The sequence below is a fragment of the Rheinheimera gaetbuli genome (assembly GCF_054781935.1).
In genome coordinates this window covers 289,371-314,295 of record NZ_BAAGTL010000006.1, presented here as the reverse complement: position 1 = coordinate 314,295, position 24,925 = coordinate 289,371, and the positions used below count along the sequence as shown (strand labels likewise).

Below are 24,925 nucleotides of genomic sequence, written 5' to 3'. Positions count from 1 at the left end.
TTTGCACAGGAAGCAATTATGTCTACTACCACGTTAAAAAATCTGGTCGAAAAACTAAACCCGGCCAGCAGACAGTCACTGGAAATGGCAACTGCGCGTTGTCAGTCGCGGTCGCATTATAGTGTCGAGATTGAACACTGGCTGGATGCAATGCTGGAGCAAAATGACGGCGATGTGTCTTTAATACTGCGCAGTTTTGATGTATCGCCAGATATTGTCCGTCAGCACCTGCAACAGGCACTGGAGCAGATGAAAACCGGCAATAACGCCTTGCCGACTATCTCAGTGCAGCTGGTTAACTTGCTACGTGCCAGCTGGCTTAATACCACTATTGATTTTGCAGACCAGCAAATTCGCAGCGCTTATTTACTTTACAGCCTGTTAAAAGATGACAGCATGGCTGCGCTGATTAGCCGGCGTGTTCCGGCCCTGGATAATATCGACTGTGCTGAGCTACTGCGCGTATGGCCGCAGCTGGTAGCAAAAAGTGCGGAGCAAACAACAGTAGAAACCATGGTGGCAAGTAAAGCACCAGCAGGTGGCAAAACGCCGGCATTAAACCAGTTTACGACTGATCTGACCGCGTTGGCTGCGGCCGGCAAAATTGACCCTATCGTTGGTCGTGATTACGAGATCCGGCAAATGATAGACATATTAACCCGCCGTCGGCAAAACAACCCGATACTCACCGGCGAAGCCGGGGTCGGCAAGACCGCTGTAGTGGAGGGCCTGGCGCTGAAAATTGCCGCCGGCGAAGTGCCAGACAAACTGAAAAATGTGAGTCTGCGCACGTTGGATTTAGCCTTGTTACAGGCTGGGGCCGGTATGAAGGGCGAATTTGAAAACCGGCTTAAAAACGTGATTAAAGAAGTGAACAGCTCGGTGGTGCCGGTAATTTTATTTATTGATGAAGCCCACACCATGATAGGCAGCGGTGGCGCAGCCGGCCAAAACGATGCAGCAAACTTGTTGAAGCCCGCACTGGCGCGAGGTGAGCTGCGCACTATAGCTGCAACCACCTGGGCAGAATATAAAAAGTATTTTGAAAAAGATGCGGCACTGGCGCGACGTTTTCAGGTCGTCAAAGTAGAAGAGCCAACACCAGAGTTGGCGGCAGTAATGATGCGTGGTTTATTACCTGTAATGGAGCAACATCATGGCGTGGTGATCACCGAACAGGCATTGCTGGCCGCAGTTCAGCTATCGCACCGCTATATTAATGGCCGGCAGTTACCGGATAAAGCCGTCGGCCTGCTTGATACTGCCTGCGCCCGTGTTGCTATGAGCCAGGATGCGTTGCCGGGCCAGGTTGAAGACGCACAGCGCCAACTAACACAATTACATCAGCAAATAGCCATGCTTGAGCGTGAGCAGCGCCTGGGTGTGGAGCACCTGGATGCACTAAACAGCTTGCAGCAGACATTAACGGCGCAGAAAACCCTGGCAGACAGCTTACAGCAGCAATGGCAACACCAGAAAACGCTGGTAGCAGAAGCGCGACAGCTTTCTGAACAGCTAAGCAGCGAGCAGCATGCTGCTGATTCGCCGGTATTAGCGCGCTTGCTTGAGATTAAAGCACAATTTGCCAGTATCAGTGAGCCAATGGTGCACTGGCAGGTAACAGACGAGCTGATAGCTGAAGTGGTATCAGACTGGACGGGTATTCCGTTGGGTAAAATGCAAGCCGACGAAATTAACACTGTGCTGCAACTGGATCAGGTATTACGTCAACGCGTAGTGGGGCAGGATCATGCACTGACGCTGATGGCGCGCATTGTCCAAACTTCACGGGCACAACTGGCAGATGAAAACAAACCTAATGGCATCTTTTTACTAACGGGCCCAAGTGGCGTAGGTAAAACTGAAACCGCATTGGCGCTGGCCGAACAGGTGTACGGTAGCGAAGATCAACTGACCGTGATTAATATGTCAGAGTTTAAAGAAGAGCATAAGGTGTCGTTGTTGCTAGGTTCGCCGCCGGGTTATGTTGGCTATGGTGAGGGCGGCGTACTGACAGAGGCGGTGCGACGTAAGCCTTATAGCGTGATTTTGCTCGATGAAATGGAAAAAGCGCATCCTGGCGTGCAGGACATTTTTTATCAGGTGTTTGATAAAGGCACTATCAAAGACGGCGAAGGGCGCGATATTGATTTTAAAAATACCATTATCATTATGACGTCAAACGTGGGAACCGATACCACTATGCGTTTGTTTGAAGATCCCGATACGGCACCATCTACTGATGGGCTGGCCAAAGCACTGAAAGATGACTTACTGCAGGTTTTTAAACCGGCGTTTTTAGGCCGGTTAAATTTGATCCCTTATTTACCGCTGGATGAAGACAAGCTAGCACTCATTAGTCGTTTACAGTTGCAACGTATTGAAAAACGTTTAGCGCAACACTATCGCGCTGCTTTCAGTTACGACGAGCAGGTTGTAAAGCATATTGTTAACCAATGCCAGGATGCCGGAGCAGGTGCCCGTACTATTCACAATATTCTGCAAAATAAACTATTGCCTGAGCTGTCAGTCGGTATTTTACAGCGCATTGCTGACAGTAAACCTATTAGCGCATTGCACCTGAGTGTGCAGCAGGCAGAGTTCAGTTACCTGCTGAGCTAAATGACGGCAAGATTTTTGTTATTGTGAATTGACAAAATTAAAGTTAATTAAACACGACTAAAAAAGTTAATTATGTGTTGTCAATATTTTGTTTGTCGATATAATTTGTGAAGTTTAAGGCTTTTGTTGGTTTATTGTGATTTATTTGGTTTTTTAGCATTTGTGAAATGTTTAATACTGATGAATTCAAAGGCGGCCTTTAACAATTTGTCTGAAGTGATTTCACACTGAGGCAATATTTATGCCCGGTTTCGGGCACTGTTTAAATATGCAAAAGGAGCATAGCATGCAAGCAAATACCTACCTGCAATACGGCGCGATCAAAGGCGAAACTACTGCTGAAGAGTTCAAAGACATGATTACGGTATTGTCTATGGACTGGGGCACTCAGCGTGAACTGTCATCTTACACCGGTACTGCAATGGACCGTGAAGCCAGCGCCACGCGTTTAAACGATATCGTTATTACCAAATTGCAGGACAAGGCCTCTCCGGATCTGTTCAAAGAAGCAACCATTGGTAAAGGCCAGAAAGCCGTGTTCCACATCACCAAACAAGGTGACAAAGTGGAAGAAATCATGAAGATTGAACTGACTGATGCAATGATTAGCAGCTATCAGATGTCTGTATCTGGCGACCGTCCGGTAGAAACTATCGTTATTAGCTACACCGAGCTGATGATGACAGTAACTCCAACTGACGACAAAAATAACGTTACTGCACCGTTGGTATACGGTTACAGCGGCGTTAAAGGTTCTAAGCTGTAAGCCGAACCAGGTTGGTGTGCCTTGCACACCAACCTACCACTTTTTTACCTATCATCTTATCTTTCAGTAATCGTTGAGGCGAATGGATGCAACAGGCAACCCAGGATGAAAATAGCATTAGCATTAGCACACCGCTGGGCAAGGATGCGTTAATTCTGACCCGTTTTGTGTTTCATGAAACGATGTCACAGTTGTTTAGTGTCAACGCCGAGGTATTCAGCAATGGCCAGAGTATTAAGCAAGATGAGTTGATTGGTAAGGAAGTGACCATCACTCTGGAGTTGGGCAAGAAAAAACAGCGTTTTATCCATGCTGTTGTCGCCGATATTACTGCTCTTGGTGAGCGGGTCAGCAAAGAAGCTGCAGGGGGCGAGTACCGTGACTATGCATTAAAGTTAGTACCAGCAGCCTGGTATATGCAGCATCGGGTCAACAGCCGTATTTTCCGTGCTAAAAATGTGCTAAAAATTGTTGAACAAATAGCCGGTGAGCATGGTGTTAAAATTGATATCTCGGCCAAAATTAGCGGCAGTTACCCTGATTATGATTTTAAAGTGCAATATCAGGAAAGTGATTTTAACTTTATCTCCCGTTTGTTACAGCAAGAGGGTATTTTTTACTACTTTGAACACAAGCAAGGCAGCCATAAGTTAATTCTGGCTGACAAAGCGGCCGCCTATGAGCCGGCAGCTGATGCAAAAGTGAAGTATTTCAGTGGTAGTTTGTCTGAGCCTCACATTCATGCCTGGCAAAAAGCCCTGGTTATGGCCCCTGGTAAATTTGTGCAACGTCATTTTGATTTGAAAAAACCAACGGCATTACCTACTGGTACGGCAGCTAAAGGTCAGTTGGTGCCGGGTCATGCTGATTACGAAGTATTTAATTATGATGCCGGGTCTGAGTTTCATCCGCGGGCTAAAGCTATTGCAGATATCCGGCTTGAAGCATTGCAACGTGATATCGCCAGACGCAAAGGCGCTAGTAACTGTCGTAGTTTTACTGTTGGTAAAACCTTTTCCCTTACCGAGCATGACGATGCAGCTGAAGCTGGTAAGCAGTATGTACTGACAGATCTGCGGTTAACAGCGGAGATCACCAGTCAGAGCGGCGCGAAAAAATCGGCTAGCCAGCAAATTAGCAATACGTTTTATTGTGTGCCCAAGGAGGTCGCTTACCGGCCACAGCTTAGTGCGGTTAAACCTGCTATTCCGGGTGTACAAACTGCCACTGTAACCTGCAAAGGTGGCGAAGAAATTTCAGTGGACGAGCTTGGCCGGGTAACAGTGAAGTTTCATTGGGACCGCTCTGACATTAAAGATAATGAAAGCTCTTGTGCTATTCGCGTTAGCCAGACCTGGGCGGGTAAAAACTGGGGCGCATTTTTCTTCCCACGCCGTGATCAGGAAGTACTGGTAGAGTTTTTAAATGGTGATCCGGACCAGCCTATTATTATTGGCGCGGTATATAACTCTGATCACATGCCACCTTATGCTTTGCCAACCGAAAAAACCCAAAGTGGTATCAAAAGCCGCTCTACCAAGGATGGTGCAGCGGCCAACTTCAACGAAATACGTTTTGAAGATAAAAAAGGCGCCGAGTTATTTTACCTGCATGCCGAAAAAGACTTTGAACTGCAGGTTGAAAATGATCAAACCGATATGGTTGGCAATGATCGTCTGACAACGGTCAAAGGCAATGATACCGAAACGGTAAATAAAGATCGCAAAAATACTGTTGATGGCAGCGACAGCCTGAAAGTCGGTAAGAAGCTGTTGATAGACGCCGGTGATGCTATCACCATTAAAACCGGTGCTGCTTCTATTTCGATGAAAAGTGACGGCTCTATTGATATTAAAGGCGTGAATATCACCATTAAAGGCAGCAAAGTCAGTATTAACTGACGGCCGCGTAATACAGGACAGACACAGATGGCCAAGCCCGCCGCAGTGATAGGTTGTATGCATCTTTGCCCCAAGGTGACAGCTAAAGTGCCACATGTCGGTGGTCCAGTGGTGCAAGGCTCGCCCAATGTGACTATTTGTGGCATACCGGCTGCGCGTAAGGGCGATACGCTGGTATGTATTGGTCCACCCGATACTATTAGTGGTGGCTCTGCAACGGTATTTATTAATGGTAAAAACGCCGCGCGTCAGGGTGATGATACCGCCCATGGTGGCAAAATTGTGGTTGGTGTGCCAACAGTGTTTATCGGTGGTTAGCTGATGTCGCGGTATAACGCTATGTTGGCGCAGGTAGAGTTATTACTTAATCAGCGCGCCCAATTACCTGATAGCCGGTACTGCACGCTAAAACAGTTACGCGAGCATGATCAGCAGCTGCTAACAGCCATTAACTGGTTACAACAGCAAAACGCTATAGCCGCCGCGCAACCGCAGTGGTTGCAGTGGTTGCTGGCTGACAACAACACCGATCTATTAGCCGTTAATGCACTGAGTCATCTATGCCTGCCTGAACAGAGCTGGCTGTTATTGCATCAGATAAAGCCGCAGCTGTTTAATGCCATCCTGCCGAATTGGCAAAAGCTGTTACAACAACAGACGCAAAATACCGATAACCCTTTGCTTTGGACGCTGGCAGCATACTTACAGCTGTCAGTTGACCCCTTTGCTGACAATGCGCCGTTAACGCCCGCCGCTTTATGGTATCTGGTGTTGGCCAAACCTGCTGCTGCGCATCAAAGCTTACAGCAATATCGGCCGGTAGATGACAGTCAAAGCATAGTAAAGCAGTTGGCACTGCAATTAAGCACACTTGACTATCAGGCTGATATTGCAGCTTATTCGCCGCAGCAACTGATTGAAAGTGTCAAGCCGCACCCATTTGGTTTGATGTTACTGTTGGTCACAGTTGATGATTGCACCCAGGCAAAACTTATTAACTATCTGGCGCAGCATGATCAGAGGGCTGCACTCGCTGCTATGGGCTACAGTGGTCAGCTTAAGTTTGTGCCACTGTTAGCTGAACTGGCACAACAGCAAACATTACACCAGGCAGCGGCTGACGCGCTGGCACTACTACTCGGTATTATGGATAGTGAAGCCTGTCTGGCCGAACCGATGTTATTGCAAAAGTTTCAGCCTAATCGAAGTGGTGCACGGTATCTTTGTGGTGCTGTACTAAGTGATTTACAACTTGATACCGTTTGGCGTAGCGGTAATCCGCAGCAGCGTCAGCTTGCCAGCTGTTTGCGTAAAATAAAGGCATCGCAGGAGCCATTATTGGCGGCTGATGCATTTCAGGTAAGACTATGACGAACGTAGCGATTAGTCTGCAGGACAGTGTGATGCTGCTTGGCGCTGCTCAAAGCAGCGTAGATGCACAGGCTCTGGAATTGCTGGGCCTGATGCCGAAAACATTACCTTGGCAGGGCAATCAGCTGGCTACGGCTTTTGTTGCACCGCCTGCAGCCGGACAGTCCTTGCCAGTGCGCTTAGTGTGGTTGCTTGAGCAATTATTGCTGCAAAGCCGTGCTGTCGAACAGCAACAGGTTTATCTTATCCTGCCCGAACAAGCCGGAGCAGATGACAGTACTCTGAATGCCTTTTTACAATTATTGATGCAGCGCCTGCCGCCACTGTTGATGTCGCCGGGTTGCCGGGTATTTCCGTACGGCAGCGCTGGCGCGTTAATGGCGTTAAATGCCGCGACGCAATACTTTCAACAATTTCAGCAACACAGCGCACAAGATAACGTTTCGCCTGAAACCTGCGGCAAGATATCGCCGCAGGTGTGGTTAGTGGCGGTCGATTCTTTGGCGCAAGATAGCGTGTTAAACCGTTACGCGGCATTGGATTCATCTGCTGTTGTGCTGTCAGAAGGTGCTATAGCGCTCTGTATTGCTGCTGACAGTAATGGCAATAGCGTACTGTTTCATGCCGCTGATGCCAGCCCTGGTGCGATGCCAGAGCAAGACAATGCTATTGGTCATTTATTTTTGCAATTGGCCACTCAGGTCACAGAGCCGTTGAAGCAGTTGTATCTACCAGACTGCGGTGATGACCAGCAGAGCAGCCGCTGGTTAATGCAGTATTCATCGCTTCATGGCGCCGTTGATGTTGATAGCCAGCTGGTTTTCCCTGCCTATGCCTGTGGTGAATTGGGAGCCAGTGGTGGCTTGTATCGTTTGTGGCATCTGCTGTCACGCTTACAGCGAAATGAAATCACTGGCCTGACAGCTCAGTTGGAAATATCCGCACGGCAGTACCGGGCCTTGACGTTATTTAGTCCTGCTAAACCCTGCTCAGATTATTTAGTAAACAAGGATGTAAAAGCGCTATGACGCAATCGCTGCAGATCAAAAGTAACAGCACACAAATGTATCGCTTTAGCACAGCTAAAAGCGGTGCCGGCAGCTTACAACAATTTGCGTCGGTAGCTGAAGCCCAAGCGTTTTTGCAAGACTACTTTACCGGTATGGGTGCTGGTGACACCCGTGCTTTGGCTGAGGTATACAGCTGGTTGGGCGGGGGGGCGGTGCAAATGTCAGTGCTCAGTGTGCGCTATGACGTACTTCAAGTGCTGGCAGAGGCTATCCAGGCAGGCAAGCTGTTTGTATTTGAGATACCATTGCCAAGGCCGGATATTGGCGCAGAAGCCAGTGCGCCGGCTGCTAAAAAAGCCGCCGCAGCAAAACCGGCCAATCCAGGCGGGCGGGCAAAAGGCGCCAGCAGTGATGCGCAGCATCCGGCAGCTGTGTGCATTGACAGCGGCACCAATGCCAATGATGTTGATATGCCAGACGGTGACAAGCTGGTAACCTGCGGCGATCCGGTGGCGATGTGTAACGGCGAAGAAATACTGGAGTTGACCGATTTTACCTTGCCGGGTGATTTTGCTATCGAGTTTAAACGCTGTTACCGCTCGTCACAAAGTGCAGAAAATATTGGTTTAGGTTATGGCTGGCGCAGTAATTTTCACCAGCAGATTGTTAAAAAGAGCACTGATAACGGTGAAGCGCAACTGGTGTTACATAACGAAGAGGGCCGCCGTTTACCCTTTAACATACCTGAGCGCGGCCAAACCAGCTACCAGCTGGCTGAGGCGTTGGCGCTGCGCCATGAAAGCGATGGCAGCCTGGTGTTGTTTAAACCTGATAATACGCATTGGGTGTTTGTACCGGCTAAAACAGCTAGCAATGAGCCGGCGCGCTGGGCATTACACCGCATTACCGACAGCCTTGGCCACGTACTGCAATTATATTATGACAAGCAGCAGCGCTTAAGCCGCATTGATTACAGCCGCAACCGTGCCATCGAACTGTTTTACAACAACAACAACCTGTTAAGCCGTATTGAGGCGGTCGCAGTAACTGCGCAGGGCTTAAAAGCGCTGGATACCGTGTTGGCGCAGTATCATTACGATGAGCAGGCTGATCTGATTGCCGCTACAGATTTAGCGCAACAAACTGAACATTATGGTTACAAAGGCCATTTGCTGGCTGTACGTCAGCGCGCCAGTGGCTTTAAACATTATTTCAGCTGGTTAGGCGAGGGGCCAGGCGCCCGTTGTGCTCGCAACTGGGGCGATGATGGCTACTACGATTATAAGTTTGACTATGATGACAGTCAGCGCATGGCAACCAGCACTGATAGCCGGGGTCAGCGCTGGCAGTATTTTCACGACGAGCGTAATCAGCTGATTAAAAAAGTGGCGCCCGATGGTGCTACGACGCTGTACAGCTGGAATAGTTTAGGAAAAAAAAGCGCCCAAACAGAGCCTGGCGGCGCGACGACCCGTTATTATTACAACGAGCATGGTCAGCTTAGTACGATAGAGCAAGCTGACGGTGCGATTAGTCATTTTCAGTTCAATGAGCTGGGACAGCGCTGCGGTTATACCGATGCAGAAGGCCGGCAGTGGCGGCGTGAATATACTGCCGCCGGATTGTTGCTGGCCGAGTATGGCCCGGATGGTGGCGCAAGCCGCTATCAGTACAATGAAGAGGGTAGACTTAGCCAGTTGCAGCATGCTGATGGTCGCCTGGAGCAGTATCTTTGGGATGACGAAGGTCAGCTGCTGGCGCGCAAACAGGGTGAAGCGATAGCGCGCTATAGCTACGATAAACTTGGCCGGTTAAATGGTATTGCAGATGCCAGCGGTTTAGTGACGGAATATCAGCGTAACCATGCCGGTAAAATCAGCCACATTAAACAGTACAGTGCGCAGGCACCAGAGCAAGCCATTACTGAGCAACTGGAATACGACGCTGCCGGCCGTTTGTGCCGTAAGGTCAATGCGTTAGGCCTTGAAACACGCTGGCAATACGAGGGGCTAAGTCAACCGGTTGCTATGCTGCAAAGTGACGGCAGTAGGTTTAACTATGACTATGATAAAGAGCGCAACCTAAGCGCCATTATGCGCAGCGACGGTGCACGCTATCAGCTGGATTATGACGGCTTAGAGCGGCCGGTGAAGTTGCAGGGGTTTGATGGCCGGGTACAACAATATCAATATGACCTTGATGGCAATGTTATCAGCGTGGCAGATGGAGCTCAGCGGCAATTAAAACTTAAACGCGACCAGCGTGGCCGTGTTGTCGAACAAACCGCGCTGCACCAGCAGCAACTTAGCAGCAACCATTTTTACTATGACAAACTGGGCCGGCCACTGCGCGCTAATAACGCTGCGCGTAAGCTGCGCTTTACTTACCACGCCAATGGCCAACTTAGCGAGCAGTGGCAGGACGACTGGCGCACGCTGCACGAATACAATAACGCCGGGCAGCGGTTAAAGACCACGTTGCCAGATGGCACCTGCGTTGATTTTCGTTACAATGAGCAAGGTTTGCTATCGCAACTCGCGGTAAACCAGCAACCGGTTATGTGGCGAAGCTTCGATGCCGCAGGGCGTGAAACTGCCCGTGAATACCATAGCGGTATGCTGCTAAACCAACAATTTGATGCCTTTAACCGTTTAACGGCGCAGCAGTGGCAGCATGGCGACAGCAGCCATAGCCGGCAGTACAGTTATAGTGCTTTACATCAGTTGCTTTCGGTTACGGATAACCAGTTGGGTAATACGGCTTATCAGTACAATGAGCTGGACCAACTGGTCAGTAAAAGCCATAGTGGCGACAGCGCCCAAAACGAAGCGCATCAGTGGGACAGCTTTGGTAACCCCAGCGGCGATGGCATAGTGGTTAAACAAGACCGGCTATTGCAGTATCAGGCAAACCACTACCAGTATGATGACAGTGGTAACCAAACCGCTGCGGTGACAGCCGGCAAACGCCAGCAGCGGGAATACAACGGCTTTAACCAGTTAACGGCGTTAAGTAACACTAATTCATCGGGCGTGTTTGTAACGCGTTACGAATATGACGCCTTTGGCCGGCGCAGTGCCAAGATAACCGCCAGCGGCCGAACCGATTATCTCTGGGATGGAAATCAGTTAAGCGGTGAATACAGCCAAGGCGAGTATCGCTGGTATCTTTATGAGCCGGGTAGTAACAAACCCCTGGCGCTGATAAGCGGCGGTCAGCTGTATTTTTACCAGCTAGACCAGCTTGGCACGCCGCTGAGCTTAACCGACAGCGAAAACAACATCGTCTGGCAAGCCAGTTATTCAGTATTTGGCAAAGCCACGGTTACAGTTAACGACATCGACAACCCGATCCGCTTTCAGGGCCAGTACTATGATGCAGAAAGTGGTTTACACTACAACCACTTTCGTTACTACGACCCGCAAACCGGCCGCTTTATCAGCCAGGACCCGATAGGCCTGCTTGGTGGTATTAACCACTACCAGTACGCACCGAATCATATAAATTGGATAGACCCGCTGGGGTTGTGTGCGAAGGAAAATGAGTCAACCTATGAGACAAAAGACATATTGTCCAAGTACAAAGGTGAAGATAATCCCAGTTTTTCACGGCGATGGAATACTCCGAAAGTAGTGAGTTATCTTAGTGAAAAACAAAAAATTGAATTCGAGCTTGATGTTATCGATGGATTAATAGTTAAAAAAAGTACCGGCGAGTTATTTGATACAGCCGATACTGATACGTATTGGGGGCAAGCTATATTCGTGATGGATAGTGTTGGACGAATATTTGCTTCTGTGTATCAGGAAGCTGGTATCTTCCACCATTCATCTCTTATCGGAGGAGAAGCTGTAGCAGCGGCTGGAACTTTTGAAGTCAGTCACGGAATGTTGTTAGAAGTTAGTAATCAGACGGGGCATTATGAAACTTCTCAAGAACTTAACAATCAGTTTTTTGATGAATTAGAAAAACGCGGTGTGCCAAGCGATACTTTGGATAAAGTGAAAAGGACAGGATATAAGGAGGATGGATTCCCTATGGAGGAGAAAAAACATGCTGATTTTAGAAGAGCGCGGGATTGGATGCCAGGTCAAGAAATACCAGATGATTGGATGGATTTTTAACTATGACTGAAAATATACCAAATAACGTAAAGCAGTTTCTTTACCCAATGCATGGGGTTATTAGGAATAAAAATATCAGTTTTTTAACTCCTAGAAAAATTTTAGAAAGCAAAAAAGACTTATGCTCTTTGAAAGATAGGTGCGATGCAATAATTTGGGTGTTGGAGCACCCAAACGTTGATTACAGCAATTGGACGGCTAAGTGTTATACAAGTCAACAGGTTGTTGATTTTGCCATGTGCAATGCCGTTATATTTCGACACGAGGGTATATTTGAACTTTGTTGTGTTAAATTTGATGAGAACTTATTGTCTGCTGACGTATGCAGTAAAGAAGTGTTACGGTTTTATGTCGACTATCCTTCAAGTATGCAAATTATTAAGCATCTGTACGGCGACTACTTGATAAAACCAGAGCCAAAATACGCATTTAATGAATTAAGCCGTCAAATGGCAGTTATTGTTGAAGAAAAAGCATCTGAGATTCTTGCCGCTATACAATCGCTCTCGCACTTCCAAGCACGTGATTATGCTATCGCGCTGCAAGATTATGAGCATCCTGACCGAGCAGAGGCCTTTTTTCGGGCCTTGGAGAAAACGCTTAGTGACATTGTGGTCGCCAAACAGCACTAGACTTCACAGCATTCTAAAGTGACCTCGATACTTCAAGCATAGTGTGGGGTCAGGTCTTGTTTTTTGCTTTTTGTGACCGATGCACTACAGTTTAGTGATGTCACATATCAGGCAAGGCGGACTAGCATGGCCAGACCTTTAAGATTGGAATTTCCAGGGGCGCTTTACCATATCACCAGCCGAGGTAATGAGCGCAAAGACATCTATTTTGATGACACCGATTTCGAATTGTTTTTACTGCTACTGAGCAAGGTATGCGAAAGGTATAACTGGGTGGTACATTCGTATTGCCTGATGAGCAACCATTACCATTTGCTGGTAGAAACACCAGATGCGAATCTAAGTAAGGGCATGCGGCAGCTCAACGGCGTCTTTACTCAGGCAATAAATCGCAAACACAATCGAGTCGGGCATTTATTTCAGGGGCGCTATAAAGCAATACTGGTGGATAAAGATGCGTACTTGCTGGAACTAAGCCGGTACATAGTGCTTAACCCTATCCGTGCAAAGATTGTTCAACAGCTTGAAGACTGGCCGTGGAGTAATTGGCATGCATTTATGGGGCTAAGAACTTCGCCGCGCTGGCTGGCAACAGATGCGTTGCTGGAAATGTTTTCCAAACAACGTGAAACTGCCAGAGAGAAATACGCAGTATTTGTACAACAGGGTAACGGTTTACCGGTCTGGGATAAGCTGACCAATCAGGTGTTTTTGGGGAGTGACAAATTTGTGCAAAGCCACTTAACACTTTTGAATGAACCAGACAAGTTAGCTGATATCCCGAAAAAGCAGCGAAGTGTTGTTGCTAAAACGCTTAAAGATTATGAACTTTCAGCAAAAACACGTAATGAAGCGATTGCTGCTGCATATGATTCAGGTGCTTATACTTTGAAAGAAATAGGCAGCCATTTTGGCTTACATTATTCACGGGTAAGTAGGGTGGTAGCAAAAGACAAGACTTAACTCCAATGGTTCGTTACTCTATTGACTCCGAGAGGCTAATGGGTGACCCCAGTGGTTCTGCCAATGGTTCCCCCTTTTAGCTAACCAACATCGCCCGCCCAGCCAGGGTAAACGCTGCCACCATACCTATAAGCCACATTATCGAGCGGATGGTGGCGTAGTCTAACCAGTAACACACCAGGTAGGCTATGCGGCTGATAATAAACACCCAGCCTAAAATTACCGTGGTTTGGTCTACCGTATTTAACCCAACCGCACTGAATACTGCACAGGCATAAATTAGCAGGGCCTCAAAGCTGTTGTAGTGGGCAGCATTGGCGCGTTGGCCAAAGCCGGTTAAGCTTGCCTGCTGTGCCCGCGGGTTATGGTTGTCATAACCACCGGATTTTTGCATGGCAAAGGCCAGCGGCGCCTTGGCTAAAAACGGCAGTAACATAGCAACGAATAAGCTTAGTAGTAATGAAAACAGCATAAATACTCCTGAATGTTGGCGCAACACGGCATAGCGCTATCTTGGCATACAAGCGGTGGGCACTGCAAAGCCTTGCCATAATCTGGCTGCCGCTGTGATAACAAATCTGGTAGGCTTGAGATACGGGCGCAAACAACAATAACAGCCCGGTTGAAGAAAAAAGCAAAAATAAAGCAAAATGGAGTAAACAATGAAGCAAAGTGTTTTATCAATAGCGGCTTTGGCAGTATTGGCTGCCTGTTCTGATTCCCCCCCCGATATAACCACAACACCTGCCGCAACGGGCTCATTACTGATGGTGGGCGGCGCGTTAAGCAGCTCCAATGCCGAGGTGTATCAGCGTTTTATTGCGCTGGCCGGAGGTACTAGCGTCGCAAAAGTTGCGGTGATCCCCGCCGCCAGTGGCCAGCCGGTAAAGTATTTTAACCAGTTTCGTGATGATATGTTGCGCTATGGTCTTACGCCTGAACAAGTAAGTTTGTTGCCGGTGGCGGTAGCGGATGACAAATCAACATCCGAACAGGATGAAAGCCATTGGCGGTTGAATGCTCAAGAGCAGGTATTGGCTGATCAGCTTGATAGTTATACTGCAGTCTGGTTTTTAGGCGGAGATCAGTTAAATATCACTGGCACACTGTTGCATGATGGTAATGAGACGCCATTGCTACAGGCAGTGCACAAACTGTATCAGCGCGGCGGCGTAATAGGCGGTACCAGTGCCGGTGCTGCAATCATGAGCAAAGTAATGATTGCAGCTGGTGATTCCTGGGGCGCGTTAACGCAGGGCTTAACAGATAGCTACAACGGCATGCAGGATCAGGAAAACGGCCCGTTAATGCTTAGCCGTGGTTTGGGCTTTTTCCGCCACGGTATTATTGACCAGCATTTTGACCGTAAAGCCCGTTTTGGCCGGCTTATTGTTGCCACCGAACAGCATAAAACAGAGTTTCCGCTCGGCTTTGGTATAGATGAAGATGCGGCTCTGGTATACGACGCTAAAACCGGTGAAGTGCAGGCTATTGGTAATGGTACTGTTACATTGGTTGATGTAAGCCATGCGCAACGTATTAGCAACCCAAACGGTTACCACATTGAAAATGTGCGTATCAGCGTTTTGCAGGGCGGTGACAAATACTATACGCCAGAGCGCAGCTTTACACCTAACCCGTTAAAACAAGCGACAGTAGGACATGAGTACCTGAATATCGCTAAGCCGGTTGTATCGGGTGTATTTAGCCGCAATACACGGTTAAAAGATATGCTGACCTTTGATTTGGTAGACAATAAAGGTACCACTGAAGTCGTTAGTTATCTGATGCAGGGCGAGGGGCCGGGCTTTGTGTTACGTTTTAGCCAAGATGAGCAAACGCGTGGTTATTGGCAGTATCTGGATGGCCTGAAGGATAACGGCAGTGCTTACAATGTTAAGTTAAATGTTACACCTGGTCGGTTCAGTATCACTGAGCTGACGCCTTAAATGTTAAAAGCAGCGCCGTTTGCGCGGCGCTGCTTTTAACTTAACGCAATATCTTTGCTTGTGGCTGCTGTAATAGCTGCAGCAACGGGTTTTTAGCCATAACTTTGTCTTTTAACAGTATGCCAACCAGCAAACCGGCAGCCAGACCACCTAAGTGCGCCCAGTAGGCTACGCTTAAATCTTCTGATAACAAACCAAGGATATTAAGCGCGGTCCAGATAGCAAAGTACCAGGCCGGGTTTAGCTTTTTCTGCCAGACAACAAACATAAATGTCAGGCTGGCATGGCGGAACCACAGCAAATACATGCCGAATAATCCGGCTACGGCACCGCTGGCACCGACCATGAGTAAGTCGCGGTCTACCAGATAACACATCAGCATTTCTACCAGCGCTGCAGCAACGCCGCATAGCAGATAAACGGCAAGAAACTTCCATGGCCCCAGCGCATCTTCCAGATTGTCACCGATGATCCAGAGGAAATACATATTGCCGGCTAAATGCAGCAAACCACCGTGCAAAAACTGATAGCTCAGCAAGCTCCACCATTGCTGTCCATCAAGTATTGACACAGAGTCGAGGGCAAAATGGCCGAATACCCATAGGGTGGCATTGTCGTCAAAACCGTGCAGTAAGTAGATAAGGATATTCAGCGCCAACAAGGTCCAGGTTATAACCGGTGTACGATGCGGCTTGATATTGTATTCTTTTGGCATCTGGGTAAAAAACTGAAACAGCCAGCTTTTTGCACAGACTTTTTTATTCAGCTCGGCTAAAGCAGCTTGCAGCTTGGGCGCGGCCAACACTTGCTCGGCTTCATTGCCATCTACCCAAATACCTTTACAACTGCTGCATTTATCCAGCGTTACCTGATAGTGTTTTAACAGATGAAATTGCTGCATTTGTTTATTACAGCGATGGCAATGATATTGATGTTGCTCCAGTTTTTCACCAAAGGCTTGTTTTACGCAATACGGATCAGTTAACTCACTACTGTGTGTTATGGCATCGCTGAGTTCTTTGTCATCAAACCAAAGACCATTGCATTTGCAACAGCGATCTACTTGCTGGCCATGTAACTCAACGGTTTGTAATGACTGATCCTGACAACAGGGGCAATATAATTGTACTCTACTCACGTTATTCTACCTCTACTTGCTGCTGTGACAGGGCTTGTTGCAGTTTGCTGGTGTCTGCCTCAAACAGCGGAATAACTACGGTTTCCATATGTTCTACCTGTTGCAGCAATAGCTTGGTGCCATAGCTGGTACCGTAAAAACTGTTTAGAATTTTATGATGAATATCATTGACTTCGCGATAAAACTTACGGCTTTCACTGAGCAATGCCGGTGGCGTTTCCAGTGTGGCAGGAGAGAATTTCATGCTCTCCCAAACAAAAGTATCCAGGGTCATGGCATGGCTTTTGATACTGTGCGCGCCGACACCTTTAATTTGTTCGGTAAAGGCCTTAATCAGCTGCAGGTTGTCACTGAGCTCTTGTTGTAACGACTTACGTAAGTAGTAGTTAATTTTGTCGCTTTGAATTTGCTCAAACACCACAGCCTGACGCAAACCTTGCTGGGCTGCCAGATAGACACCCAATACTGTGGCGACAATCATAGATATTTGGCTTATCCAAAAGCTCAGGTTAGATATTTCGCCTTGTTGCAGCGCTAAAGCTTTGGTGAGTTTACGTCTTTGGTTAGACTCAACCACATGCACGGTATTGGTTAACGGATCGCGGGCGGGCATAGCTGTGCCTTGTTGCAGTAAATTAAAAGTGACGCAAGTGTAACCCGACAGAACCTGATAGTTACAGCTGGTTAGTTATCAGGTACTGTTGAGTGTTGGTTTTTTGTACACGCCAGGCATGTCATAATGCTTCGACACAAAAATTACCCTGCTTTAATGCTGTGGCCAGTTCATGCGAACGGGCTATGACCTGTTGCCAGTAAGCAATTCTTATATGGTCAGGCAGTTTAAAATCATTGCGGTCCGGTATTTTGCCAAACGGCAAAGACTTAACCCAGCTGTCTGACGGGCACAGCAGCACCACATTGTGCAAATGTGCCGGGTTTACTTTGCGCCATCTTAGCGCCTTATCAAACCAGCCTGGCGTCAGGCGAGAATAAAAGTGCGGATATAACACCAGGCCGTTGTCGCTGAACGGCAGGTCGAAGTGGTAGTCGGTAACGCCACCGTCATAATATAAACCCGGACCTGCCCCGGCGATATTTTCTACCGCATTTAACACCATAGGAATAGTACCGCTGGCCATTACTGCCTGGCGCAGGTTGTCACGGCTTAGGGCAACATGCTGAGTAGGTAACACGCCGGCATAGTGAAACGGCGACGGCTCGCCGGCAACATGAAACAACACACGCTGAAAAAAATGTTGCAAATGTTTACGGTTAACCAGATTCGCACCGGCAGCAAGCGTAAGGCCGCCAGCTTGCAGTAACTTACTGCGGGCTGCCGATAAACGCCGTGCTTTGGCCACCACTAAATTCAGTTTTACTATCGGGTTGTCTAATACTTGCTGTACATGCTGCTCGGTTGGAAATACCGCATCGATAATAGCGGCAGAAATTTGCGTAATCAGCTGTGTGTCGGCAGCTTTTGGATAGGTAATGTGGGAGTAAGCCTGGCAAAACCGCTGCGATGCAGCAACCGGATCTGCCTGAGCAAAACAGGCAAAGCGCCAGGCGCCTGCCGAGCTACCCAAAATATGCAGCGGTTTGGTACGGCCGGTAAAAAAATCAGCAAATAAATACTGATCCAACCCAAATAAACAAAACCACTTCGGGCCGCCACTGGCGCCAACCATCACATTAAAATCGTCTTGTTGCAAACCATGCTGCTTAATATGCGCCAGAGCCGTTGGCCCGGCCAGTATGCGAAGTGCTGTTTGTGTCAAAAGCTGAAATACCTGTCAGTTCAATGCTAAACAGTGGCATAAAGCCGGCGATACATATGCTCGGCGTAATCATCGGTCATACCGGAAATATAATCACAAATTACGCGTACTTTAAGTTCGTCTGCAGCTTGTTGCCAGCGCTGTTGCGTATTGGCAGGTAGTAAGCGGGCAGGGTCTGAACTAAAGGCATCAAACAGTGCCATCAGCATATTTTGACAGCGAAAGCGCGATTGTTGGATCTCCGGCTTTAAGATCACGCAGCGATACACGACCTGTTTTAAGCAATGTAAAATGGCCAGCGGAGCCGCTGACAATGTCGCGTTATAGCGTACTAGCGGCTCCTCTGCCTGCGGCAGCACTTCTGATAACGTTACTGCACTGATCAGCAGGTTTACCAGTGAACCAATGGCATCTTTACGTAGGTGATGCTGATTACTGAACAGTGCCGTGCTGATCTGCTGCATCAAAGGTTGCAACTCTTGTGGCAGGGCGGCCCAATCATCAGCAGTATGTTGTTGCCATTGGCTTTGGCTGATGTTGCCCAATACTATGGCGTCTTCTAAATCATGCACGCCATAAGCAATATCGTCCGCCAATTCCATAATAGATGCATCCAGCGACTTATAACGCGACTTCACAAAAGGCGATTTGTTCAGTTGCTCTGTGCTTTGAAACAAAGCGCGGTCGTCCTCGCTAAGCGGCGCCAAAATCCACTGCAGAATGTCGGCATCAGCCGCAAAAATAGCTTTTGCCGGCTGCCACTGTGTCAAATTAAGCGGGTTAGTTGCAGGTATGGTTTGCTGGCTTAAATCAGGCTGTAGCACCGGGTACTTTAATAAACCCAGCAAAGTGCGGCGCGATAAATCCATACCATGCTGCAGGGTATAAGGTTCTAATTTGGCTACAATGCGCAGTGTTTGGCCATTACCCTCAAAACCACCGGCCTGCAGCATTTTAAAATTAAGTGCGGTTTCGCCGCCGTGGCCAAAAGGCGGGTGGCCGATATCATGCGCCAGACATAACGCTTCCATCAGGCTGTCATCAGGCAAATAGCTTAACTGTTGTTGGCTGACCTTAGCACGCAGCTGACTAACTAAACCGGTACCAATTTGGGCCGCTTCCAGTGAATGGGTAAGCCGGGTGCGGTAAAAATCATTTTGGCCAATACCGAGGATCTGCGTTTTAGCTTGCAAGCGGCGAAAGGCAGCAGAGTGCAGAATACGGGCGCGGTCGCGTTGCCATGGGCTGCGCTGATCGCCGGGTCTGCTGCTGCCTGGGCCGGACCGACGCTCTGACCAAAGTGGATGTGGCATAGTATTCCTTGTTAATTCAACCAGCTAAAGCACAAGACCCGCTGCAATACGTACTGGCCTTATAGTACGCCAACTGCGGCGAAACTTCGAGCCCGACCATAGTGGCAAGCGTAATAAAGGCTGTTGCAAAAAGCATTCGACACGCCGTCTTTTATACTGTATAAAATAACAGTAATCTAATCAGGGGAAAATGCCATGGCTGTTATTGTTAAGTATGTAGTAGAAAGAAACGGAGCGGAAAAGATGACTTTTACTTCTAAAGCGGAAGCTGATGCTTATGACAAAATGCTTGATACCGCTGATGAGTTAACGCACTTTTTAGCTGCCAGCACATTAATAGCCGATGAGCAGTTGGCAGAAGCGCTGGCGCTGTATATGGCACAACAAAAAGACAATTTACTGGTAGCTTTGGGGGCCAAAAAGCCGGCTGCCAAAGCAGAAAAATTTGATAAAACTGAAAAAACTACTAAGACAAAAATTGCCGCAGTAGAGCAGGCCGCTTAAGCGGCCTGTTTGGTTTGCCAATAAGCGCGCAAGTCTGCTTTTACCTCGGGTAACAGCAGATATAGCGCCAGAATATTCGGCACAGCCATTAAGAAAATCATTGAGTCGATAAAATCAAACACGGCCATGATGTTGGGTACAGCGCCGACCGAGACAATACAACAAAACAAGACTTTGTAAAGCTGGGTTAAACGCTCGTTGTGGCCAACCAGATAACGCCAGCCAGTTAAACCATAGTAAGACCAGCTAATCACAGTAGAAAAACCAAACAGTAACAACGCCACCATTAGCACCCAGGGAAACCAGCTAAATACCGAGGCAAAGGCTCCAGAGGTTATTTGCACGCCATCCAGCCCCGGCGTTTGATAAGCCCCGGTTAGGATAATAACCAAAGCGGTAATGGTGCAGATGACCACCGTGTCAATGAAGGGTTCGAGCAGTGCGACAAAACCTTGCTTAACCGGCTGGTCAGTTTGTGCAGCAGCGTGCGCTATAGGGGACGAGCCAATGCCGGCTTCGTTAGAGTATGCCGCACGGCGAAAGCCCTGAATAAGCACACCGATAAAACCACCGTAGCCTGCTTCTGGGCTAAAGGCGCTCTGTAGTATCAATAATAAAGCAGAAGGGATCGCGCTGGCATGGGCCGCCATAACAAAAACAGACGCCAGCAAATATATTGCACACATAAGTGGTACCAGTTTGCTGGTAACGCGGGCGATGCTTTTTATGCCACCAATAATAACCGCTGCCACTAAACCGGCATAAATCACACCAAACAACCAGGCATTATCAAAGCCGGTTACGGTTTTTACCTGCACAAAGCCCTGGTTAACGTGGACAAAGCCAGCGGAGCCAAAAATAACAAACACAGAAAATGCCATTGCCAGTACGGTGCCGGTCAATGGCAAATTAGATTTGTCCAGCGCGGCTTTAATGTAATACATCGGACCGCCGGATACGCTGCCATCGGCATTGATTTGCCGGTATTTTACCGCCAGGGTGCATTCAACGAACTTGGTAGACATGCCTAGCAAGCCTGCGACAATCATCCAAAACGTTGCACCCGGGCCGCCTAAACTTATGGCTACTGCCACCCCGGCAATGTTGCCGGTGCCAACAGTGCCAGACAGCGCCGTGCTTAGTGCCTGAAATGGGGTAATTTCACCTTTGTCGCCACTACGCTGGTTATTTTTTAATAAGGCAATGGCATGAGAGAAACCACGCACATTGATAAAGCCGAGATAACAGGTAAACACCAGAGCGCCACAAATAAGCCAAATTAGCACCAGTGGCACAGATACACCATTAATATCAAAAGCATAAAAAACGGCGGCAGCAAGATAAGTGGTCAGGATTTCAAATGCCTGGCCAAAAGAAAAGTCAGTTGTCATTTATTATTAGCGGTATGGACGGCTATAGAGTAGTGCCAGACTACTGTGTTATGTACACAGTTACAAGTGCGAAGATTTAATGCGGCCAACATTGTATCTGGCCATTTTTACTTTTAAGCTGCATAACATTAGCTGATATGCAGGGTTGTAAATTATGACGCAACACTCAGAGCCGTCCAATGCTAACTTGACTGATGTGCCTGCATCTGAGGCCACGCAGCATCATCATAGACATCACCATCACCATGCACATACTGAAAGTAGCAATATTGCATTGGCATTTTGGCTGAATTTCAGTTTTGCCATTATCGAGTTTATTGGCGGCATTTTTACCAATAGTGTAGCTATTATTGCAGATGCGATACATGATTTGGGTGACAGCCTGGCTATTGGTTTCGCCTGGATTGCCAGCAAGGTTGCGGCCAAACAGCCAACTTCGCGTTATAGCTATGGTTTTCGACGCTGGTCGTTGCTAAGTGCATTGATTAGTGGACTAATCTTGTTGTTGGGGTCGGCATGGGTGCTGTCTGAAGCCATTCCCCGGCTATGGCAGCCAGAATTGCCGCATACCGGTGGGATGTTTTTACTGGCGTTGCTGGGTATTGCAGTAAATGGCATGGCGGTTTTACGTTTACGCCGTGGCAAAACCCAGAATGAAAAAGTACTAAGCTGGCATCTGCTGGAAGACGTATTAGGTTGGGTGGCAGTATTGCTTGGTGCCATACTTATGCACTTTACCGGCTGGGCCTGGCTCGACCCTGTACTGTGTATTGCTTTTACGATGTTTATCTTAGTCAATGTACTGAAAAGCCTACGCCAAACGCTAGCGTTGTTTTTACAGGTCACACCGGACCCGGCGCTGCAACAGCAGATCAGTGCCCAACTGGCTGAGCTGGATTTTGTGAAGTCGATCCACCACTTGCATCTTTGGTCACTCGATGGTGAACAGCATGTGCTGACTATGCACGTTGAAATTACCACACCAGCCGAGGCTGAACAGCAAATTGCCTACAAACAGCAGATAGCCAAAGTGTTAGCGCCTTATCAATTGAGCCATACCACGGTGGAATTTGAAATAAGTGGAGAGGCCTGTCGGGACGCTAGATAAAAAGGCAGCCCCGCTGCCTTTTACAACGATATACTATTGGCTGTAGCCAGGTAAGAACTGCGCCAGTTTGCCGATAGCGGCTTCCAGTTGCTCTTTATGGGGTAAGAACACGATCCGAAAGTGATCCGGCTCCGGCCAGTTAAACGCACGGCCATGTACCAGTAATACCTTATGCTGGCGCAAAAAATCCAGCACAAATAATTCGTCGTCTTTAATGCGGAATTTCTTCCGGTCAATTTTCGGGAATAAATACATGGCGCCCTTGGGCCGCATGCAACTGATGCCATCAATTTGTGTTACCAGCCTGTGAGCTAAGTCCATTTGTTCATACAAACGCCCGCCTGGCACCACCAGCTCAGTAATGCTCTGATAGCCGCCCAGTGCGGTTTGTACGGCATGCTGACAGGGTACATTGGCACATAGCCGCATAGACGCTAAAACGTTCAGGCCTTCTATATAATGACGGGCTAAATGTTTGGCACCGGAAATAAACAACCAACCGACGCGAAAGCCCGCTATACGATAATTTTTCGACAAACCACCAAAGGTTAGCATGATTAAATCATCTGCTAGTGAGGCAGTGCTAACATGCTCGGTGCCGTCATACAGCACTTTGTCATAAATCTCATCGCTTAATACAACTAAGCGGTGCTCACGGGCAATTTTTAACAGTTCAAGTAAAAAGGCTTTGTCGTACACAGCCCCGGTAGGGTTGTTTGGGTTAATCAGCACAATAGCTTTGGTTTTTTTGGTTATCTTTTCTTTAATGTCTGCAAGATCAGGATACCAGTCTTGTTGTTCATCACAGCGATAATGCAGCGCTTTGCCACCGGCCAAATTTACTGCCGCTGTCCATAATGGATAATCAGGTGAGGGCACCAGGACCTCGTCACCATTATTTAGCAGCGCCTGCAATGACATTAAGATTAACTCTGATACGCCGTTGCCAATATATACATCGTCTGCATCGGCGCCAATGATACCGCGCTGCTGATAATATTGTGCCACCGCAACCCGCGCAGGATAAATGCCTTGCGAGTCAGAGTAACCCTGAGCAGTAGGCAAGTTGTGTATCACATGTTTTAGAATTTCATCCGGTGCCTCAAAACCAAAAGGCGCCGGGTTGCCAATATTCAGCTTAAGAATACGATGGCCTTCTTCCTCCATTCGTCGCGCTTCTTGTGCTACAGGGCCGCGAATGTCATAACAAACTCCGTCTAACTTTGATGAGCGCTCAATCGGTTTCATAACAATGACCTTAAAACTCCACTTTCTATACGTCCGGACAGCTAAATAGCCTAAAGCTATACGGTGTCATACCAAACACCTGCTGGCAATGGGCAAGGGCAGGCTAAACAGAAAAAAACTACACCAATTCAGTTTTTCATCGTATAAAACTGCACTAGCAGGTAAAATGGCTAGCTTAATTTGTAATAAATTGGTTACTAATGCGCGTAATGCGGCAGTGTAGCAGTCGTTTTAAGGTGATAGATGTTTATAAAGAAAATCATAGTACTGTTTTTTTGGCTTGCCGTTATAGCGGCAGCATTTAGTCCTTTTACTGAGCTTGAACCAGTAAAACAATTGGACTCGCTGGACGACTGGCAGAAGCCAAATCGCTTAACGGCGTTAAGTACAGCGGATCAGAAAAAAGTATTAGCCCGTCTGGCATATACGCAACCTGCTATCGTTTTTCAGCCCTTGCCAGATTTTAACCTGTACACTGATACCACCGAACGTAAACGGGCATTTTTTAATTATTTACGGCCTTTTGTAAAACGGGAAAATGCCCGTTTGCGCTCGCTGCGTGAGCAATTACTGGACATACAACAAAAAAAGCAAAAACGTATGCGTATCTCATTAGAGGAATATGCATTTTTATATAGTTTATATGATGAATTTCGCATGGATGTGGCTGAAACGGATCAGACTATGCTGCAGCAGTTATTAGAGCGGGTAGACATTATTCCTGACACCCTGGTACTAATGCAAGCAGCTAACGAGTCAGCCTGGGGTACCAGCCGCTTTGCTGTTGAGGGCTATAACTTTTTTGGTCAGTGGTGTTTTCGCGAAGGTTGTGGTTTGGTGCCGCAGGCTCGTGCTGAAGGACAAAACCATGAGGTTGCTAAGTTTAGCAGTCCTGGCGCCAGTATAAAAAGCTACTTTTATAACCTGAATACCTTTCATACCTACGATAGCCTTCGTAGCATCCGTGCCCAGCTACGTAGTGAGGGTAGACCCTTGCGTGGTGAGGCATTAGCAGCAGGCTTAGGTTCATATTCTGAGCGTGGAGACGAATATATAGCTGAAATCAGTGGTATGATCCGCTTTAACCGTAAGTTGTTGGAAGAATAA

General features: G+C 47.8%; 20 protein-coding genes. 13 read left to right on the top strand and 7 right to left on the bottom strand.

Going from position 1 to position 24,925, the window contains the following annotated elements:
* The first annotated feature begins 18 nt into the window (after positions 1-18).
* From tssH to ACYVIC_RS06345, 9 genes are all read left to right on the top strand, one after another.
* Positions 19-2,622 (top strand): type VI secretion system ATPase TssH, encoded by a 2,604-nt coding sequence (tssH, locus tag ACYVIC_RS06385; RefSeq protein ID WP_460858316.1) that lies wholly within the window; start codon positions 19-21, stop codon positions 2,620-2,622.
* A 286-nt stretch (positions 2,623-2,908) separates the two neighbouring features.
* Positions 2,909-3,388, top strand: a complete 480-nt coding sequence (locus tag ACYVIC_RS06380) for an Hcp family type VI secretion system effector (RefSeq protein ID WP_460858314.1) — start codon at positions 2,909-2,911, stop codon at positions 3,386-3,388.
* Between the two features lie 86 nt (positions 3,389-3,474).
* Positions 3,475-5,289: a type VI secretion system tip protein TssI/VgrG gene (tssI, locus tag ACYVIC_RS06375; RefSeq protein WP_460858312.1), complete on the top strand. Its 1,815-nt coding sequence runs from the start codon at positions 3,475-3,477 to the stop codon at positions 5,287-5,289.
* A gap of 27 nt (positions 5,290-5,316) precedes the next feature.
* Positions 5,317-5,607 (top strand): PAAR domain-containing protein, encoded by a 291-nt coding sequence (locus ACYVIC_RS06370; RefSeq protein WP_460858310.1) that lies wholly within the window; start codon positions 5,317-5,319, stop codon positions 5,605-5,607.
* A gap of 3 nt (positions 5,608-5,610) precedes the next feature.
* Positions 5,611-6,660, top strand: coding sequence for a hypothetical protein (locus ACYVIC_RS06365; RefSeq protein ID WP_460858308.1), 1,050 nt, complete (start codon positions 5,611-5,613; stop codon positions 6,658-6,660).
* Positions 6,657-7,688: a hypothetical protein gene (locus tag ACYVIC_RS06360; protein ID WP_460858306.1), complete on the top strand. Its 1,032-nt coding sequence runs from the start codon at positions 6,657-6,659 to the stop codon at positions 7,686-7,688. Before ACYVIC_RS06365 ends, ACYVIC_RS06360 begins: the two co-directional genes overlap by 4 nt.
* Positions 7,685-11,794, top strand: a complete 4,110-nt coding sequence (locus ACYVIC_RS06355) for an RHS repeat-associated core domain-containing protein (RefSeq protein ID WP_460858303.1) — start codon at positions 7,685-7,687, stop codon at positions 11,792-11,794. The genes ACYVIC_RS06360 and ACYVIC_RS06355 overlap by 4 nt, the downstream gene beginning before the upstream one ends.
* A 2-nt stretch (positions 11,795-11,796) precedes the next feature.
* Complete coding sequence (locus tag ACYVIC_RS06350; protein ID WP_460858301.1) at positions 11,797-12,426, top strand: hypothetical protein; 630 nt, start codon at positions 11,797-11,799, stop codon at positions 12,424-12,426.
* A 126-nt stretch (positions 12,427-12,552) separates the two neighbouring features.
* Positions 12,553-13,389 (top strand): REP-associated tyrosine transposase, encoded by an 837-nt coding sequence (locus ACYVIC_RS06345; RefSeq protein WP_460858300.1) that lies wholly within the window; start codon positions 12,553-12,555, stop codon positions 13,387-13,389.
* A 76-nt stretch (positions 13,390-13,465) separates the two neighbouring features.
* On the opposite strand, the gene ACYVIC_RS06340 is transcribed toward ACYVIC_RS06345, so the two are convergent.
* Positions 13,466-13,861, bottom strand: a complete 396-nt coding sequence (locus ACYVIC_RS06340; RefSeq protein ID WP_460858298.1) for an MAPEG family protein — start codon at positions 13,859-13,861, stop codon at positions 13,466-13,468.
* A gap of 190 nt (positions 13,862-14,051) precedes the next feature.
* Here ACYVIC_RS06340 and ACYVIC_RS06335 point away from each other — a divergent pair, with 190 nt between their 5' ends.
* On the top strand, positions 14,052-15,338 hold the full coding sequence (locus ACYVIC_RS06335; RefSeq protein WP_460858296.1) for a cyanophycinase: 1,287 nt from the start codon (positions 14,052-14,054) through the stop codon (positions 15,336-15,338).
* Between the two features lie 40 nt (positions 15,339-15,378).
* Here ACYVIC_RS06335 and ACYVIC_RS06330 read toward each other — a convergent pair whose 3' ends face one another.
* The 4 genes from ACYVIC_RS06330 to ACYVIC_RS06315 form a co-directional block, all read right to left on the bottom strand.
* The gene (locus ACYVIC_RS06330) at positions 15,379-16,476 is read right to left on the bottom strand and encodes a rhomboid family intramembrane serine protease (protein ID WP_460858294.1); all 1,098 of its coding nucleotides are present in this window, start codon (positions 16,474-16,476) and stop codon (positions 15,379-15,381) included.
* Position 16,477: 1 nt separating this feature from the next.
* Complete coding sequence (locus tag ACYVIC_RS06325) at positions 16,478-17,089, bottom strand: hypothetical protein (protein WP_460858292.1); 612 nt, start codon at positions 17,087-17,089, stop codon at positions 16,478-16,480.
* 121 nt (positions 17,090-17,210) lie between these two features.
* Entirely contained in the window at positions 17,211-18,254 is a 1,044-nt protein-coding gene (locus ACYVIC_RS06320; RefSeq protein WP_460858290.1) for a patatin-like phospholipase family protein, read from the bottom strand.
* A gap of 26 nt (positions 18,255-18,280) precedes the next feature.
* A complete protein-coding gene (locus tag ACYVIC_RS06315; RefSeq protein WP_460858288.1) occupies positions 18,281-19,567 on the bottom strand; it encodes an anti-phage deoxyguanosine triphosphatase in 1,287 nt (428 codons plus the stop codon).
* Positions 19,568-19,762: 195 nt separating this feature from the next.
* On the opposite strand from ACYVIC_RS06315, the gene ACYVIC_RS06310 reads away from it, so the two are divergent.
* On the top strand, positions 19,763-20,071 hold the full coding sequence (locus tag ACYVIC_RS06310; protein ID WP_460858286.1) for a YebG family protein: 309 nt from the start codon (positions 19,763-19,765) through the stop codon (positions 20,069-20,071).
* Here the strand turns inward: ACYVIC_RS06310 and ACYVIC_RS06305 are convergent.
* Positions 20,068-21,462 (bottom strand): alanine/glycine:cation symporter family protein, encoded by a 1,395-nt coding sequence (locus ACYVIC_RS06305; RefSeq protein WP_460858284.1) that lies wholly within the window; start codon positions 21,460-21,462, stop codon positions 20,068-20,070. The two genes, ACYVIC_RS06310 and ACYVIC_RS06305, sit on opposite strands and share 4 nt — an antisense overlap.
* Before the next feature lie 154 nt (positions 21,463-21,616).
* On the opposite strand from ACYVIC_RS06305, the gene ACYVIC_RS06300 reads away from it, so the two are divergent.
* Positions 21,617-22,570: a cation diffusion facilitator family transporter gene (locus ACYVIC_RS06300; protein WP_460858282.1), complete on the top strand. Its 954-nt coding sequence runs from the start codon at positions 21,617-21,619 to the stop codon at positions 22,568-22,570.
* 33 nt (positions 22,571-22,603) lie between these two features.
* Here the strand turns inward: ACYVIC_RS06300 and ACYVIC_RS06295 are convergent, their stop codons facing one another.
* Complete coding sequence (locus ACYVIC_RS06295; protein ID WP_460858280.1) at positions 22,604-23,818, bottom strand: pyridoxal phosphate-dependent aminotransferase; 1,215 nt, start codon at positions 23,816-23,818, stop codon at positions 22,604-22,606.
* A 243-nt stretch (positions 23,819-24,061) separates the two neighbouring features.
* Between ACYVIC_RS06295 and ACYVIC_RS06290 the strand changes: the two genes are divergently transcribed.
* Complete coding sequence (locus ACYVIC_RS06290; RefSeq protein WP_460858278.1) at positions 24,062-24,925, top strand: glucosaminidase domain-containing protein; 864 nt, start codon at positions 24,062-24,064, stop codon at positions 24,923-24,925.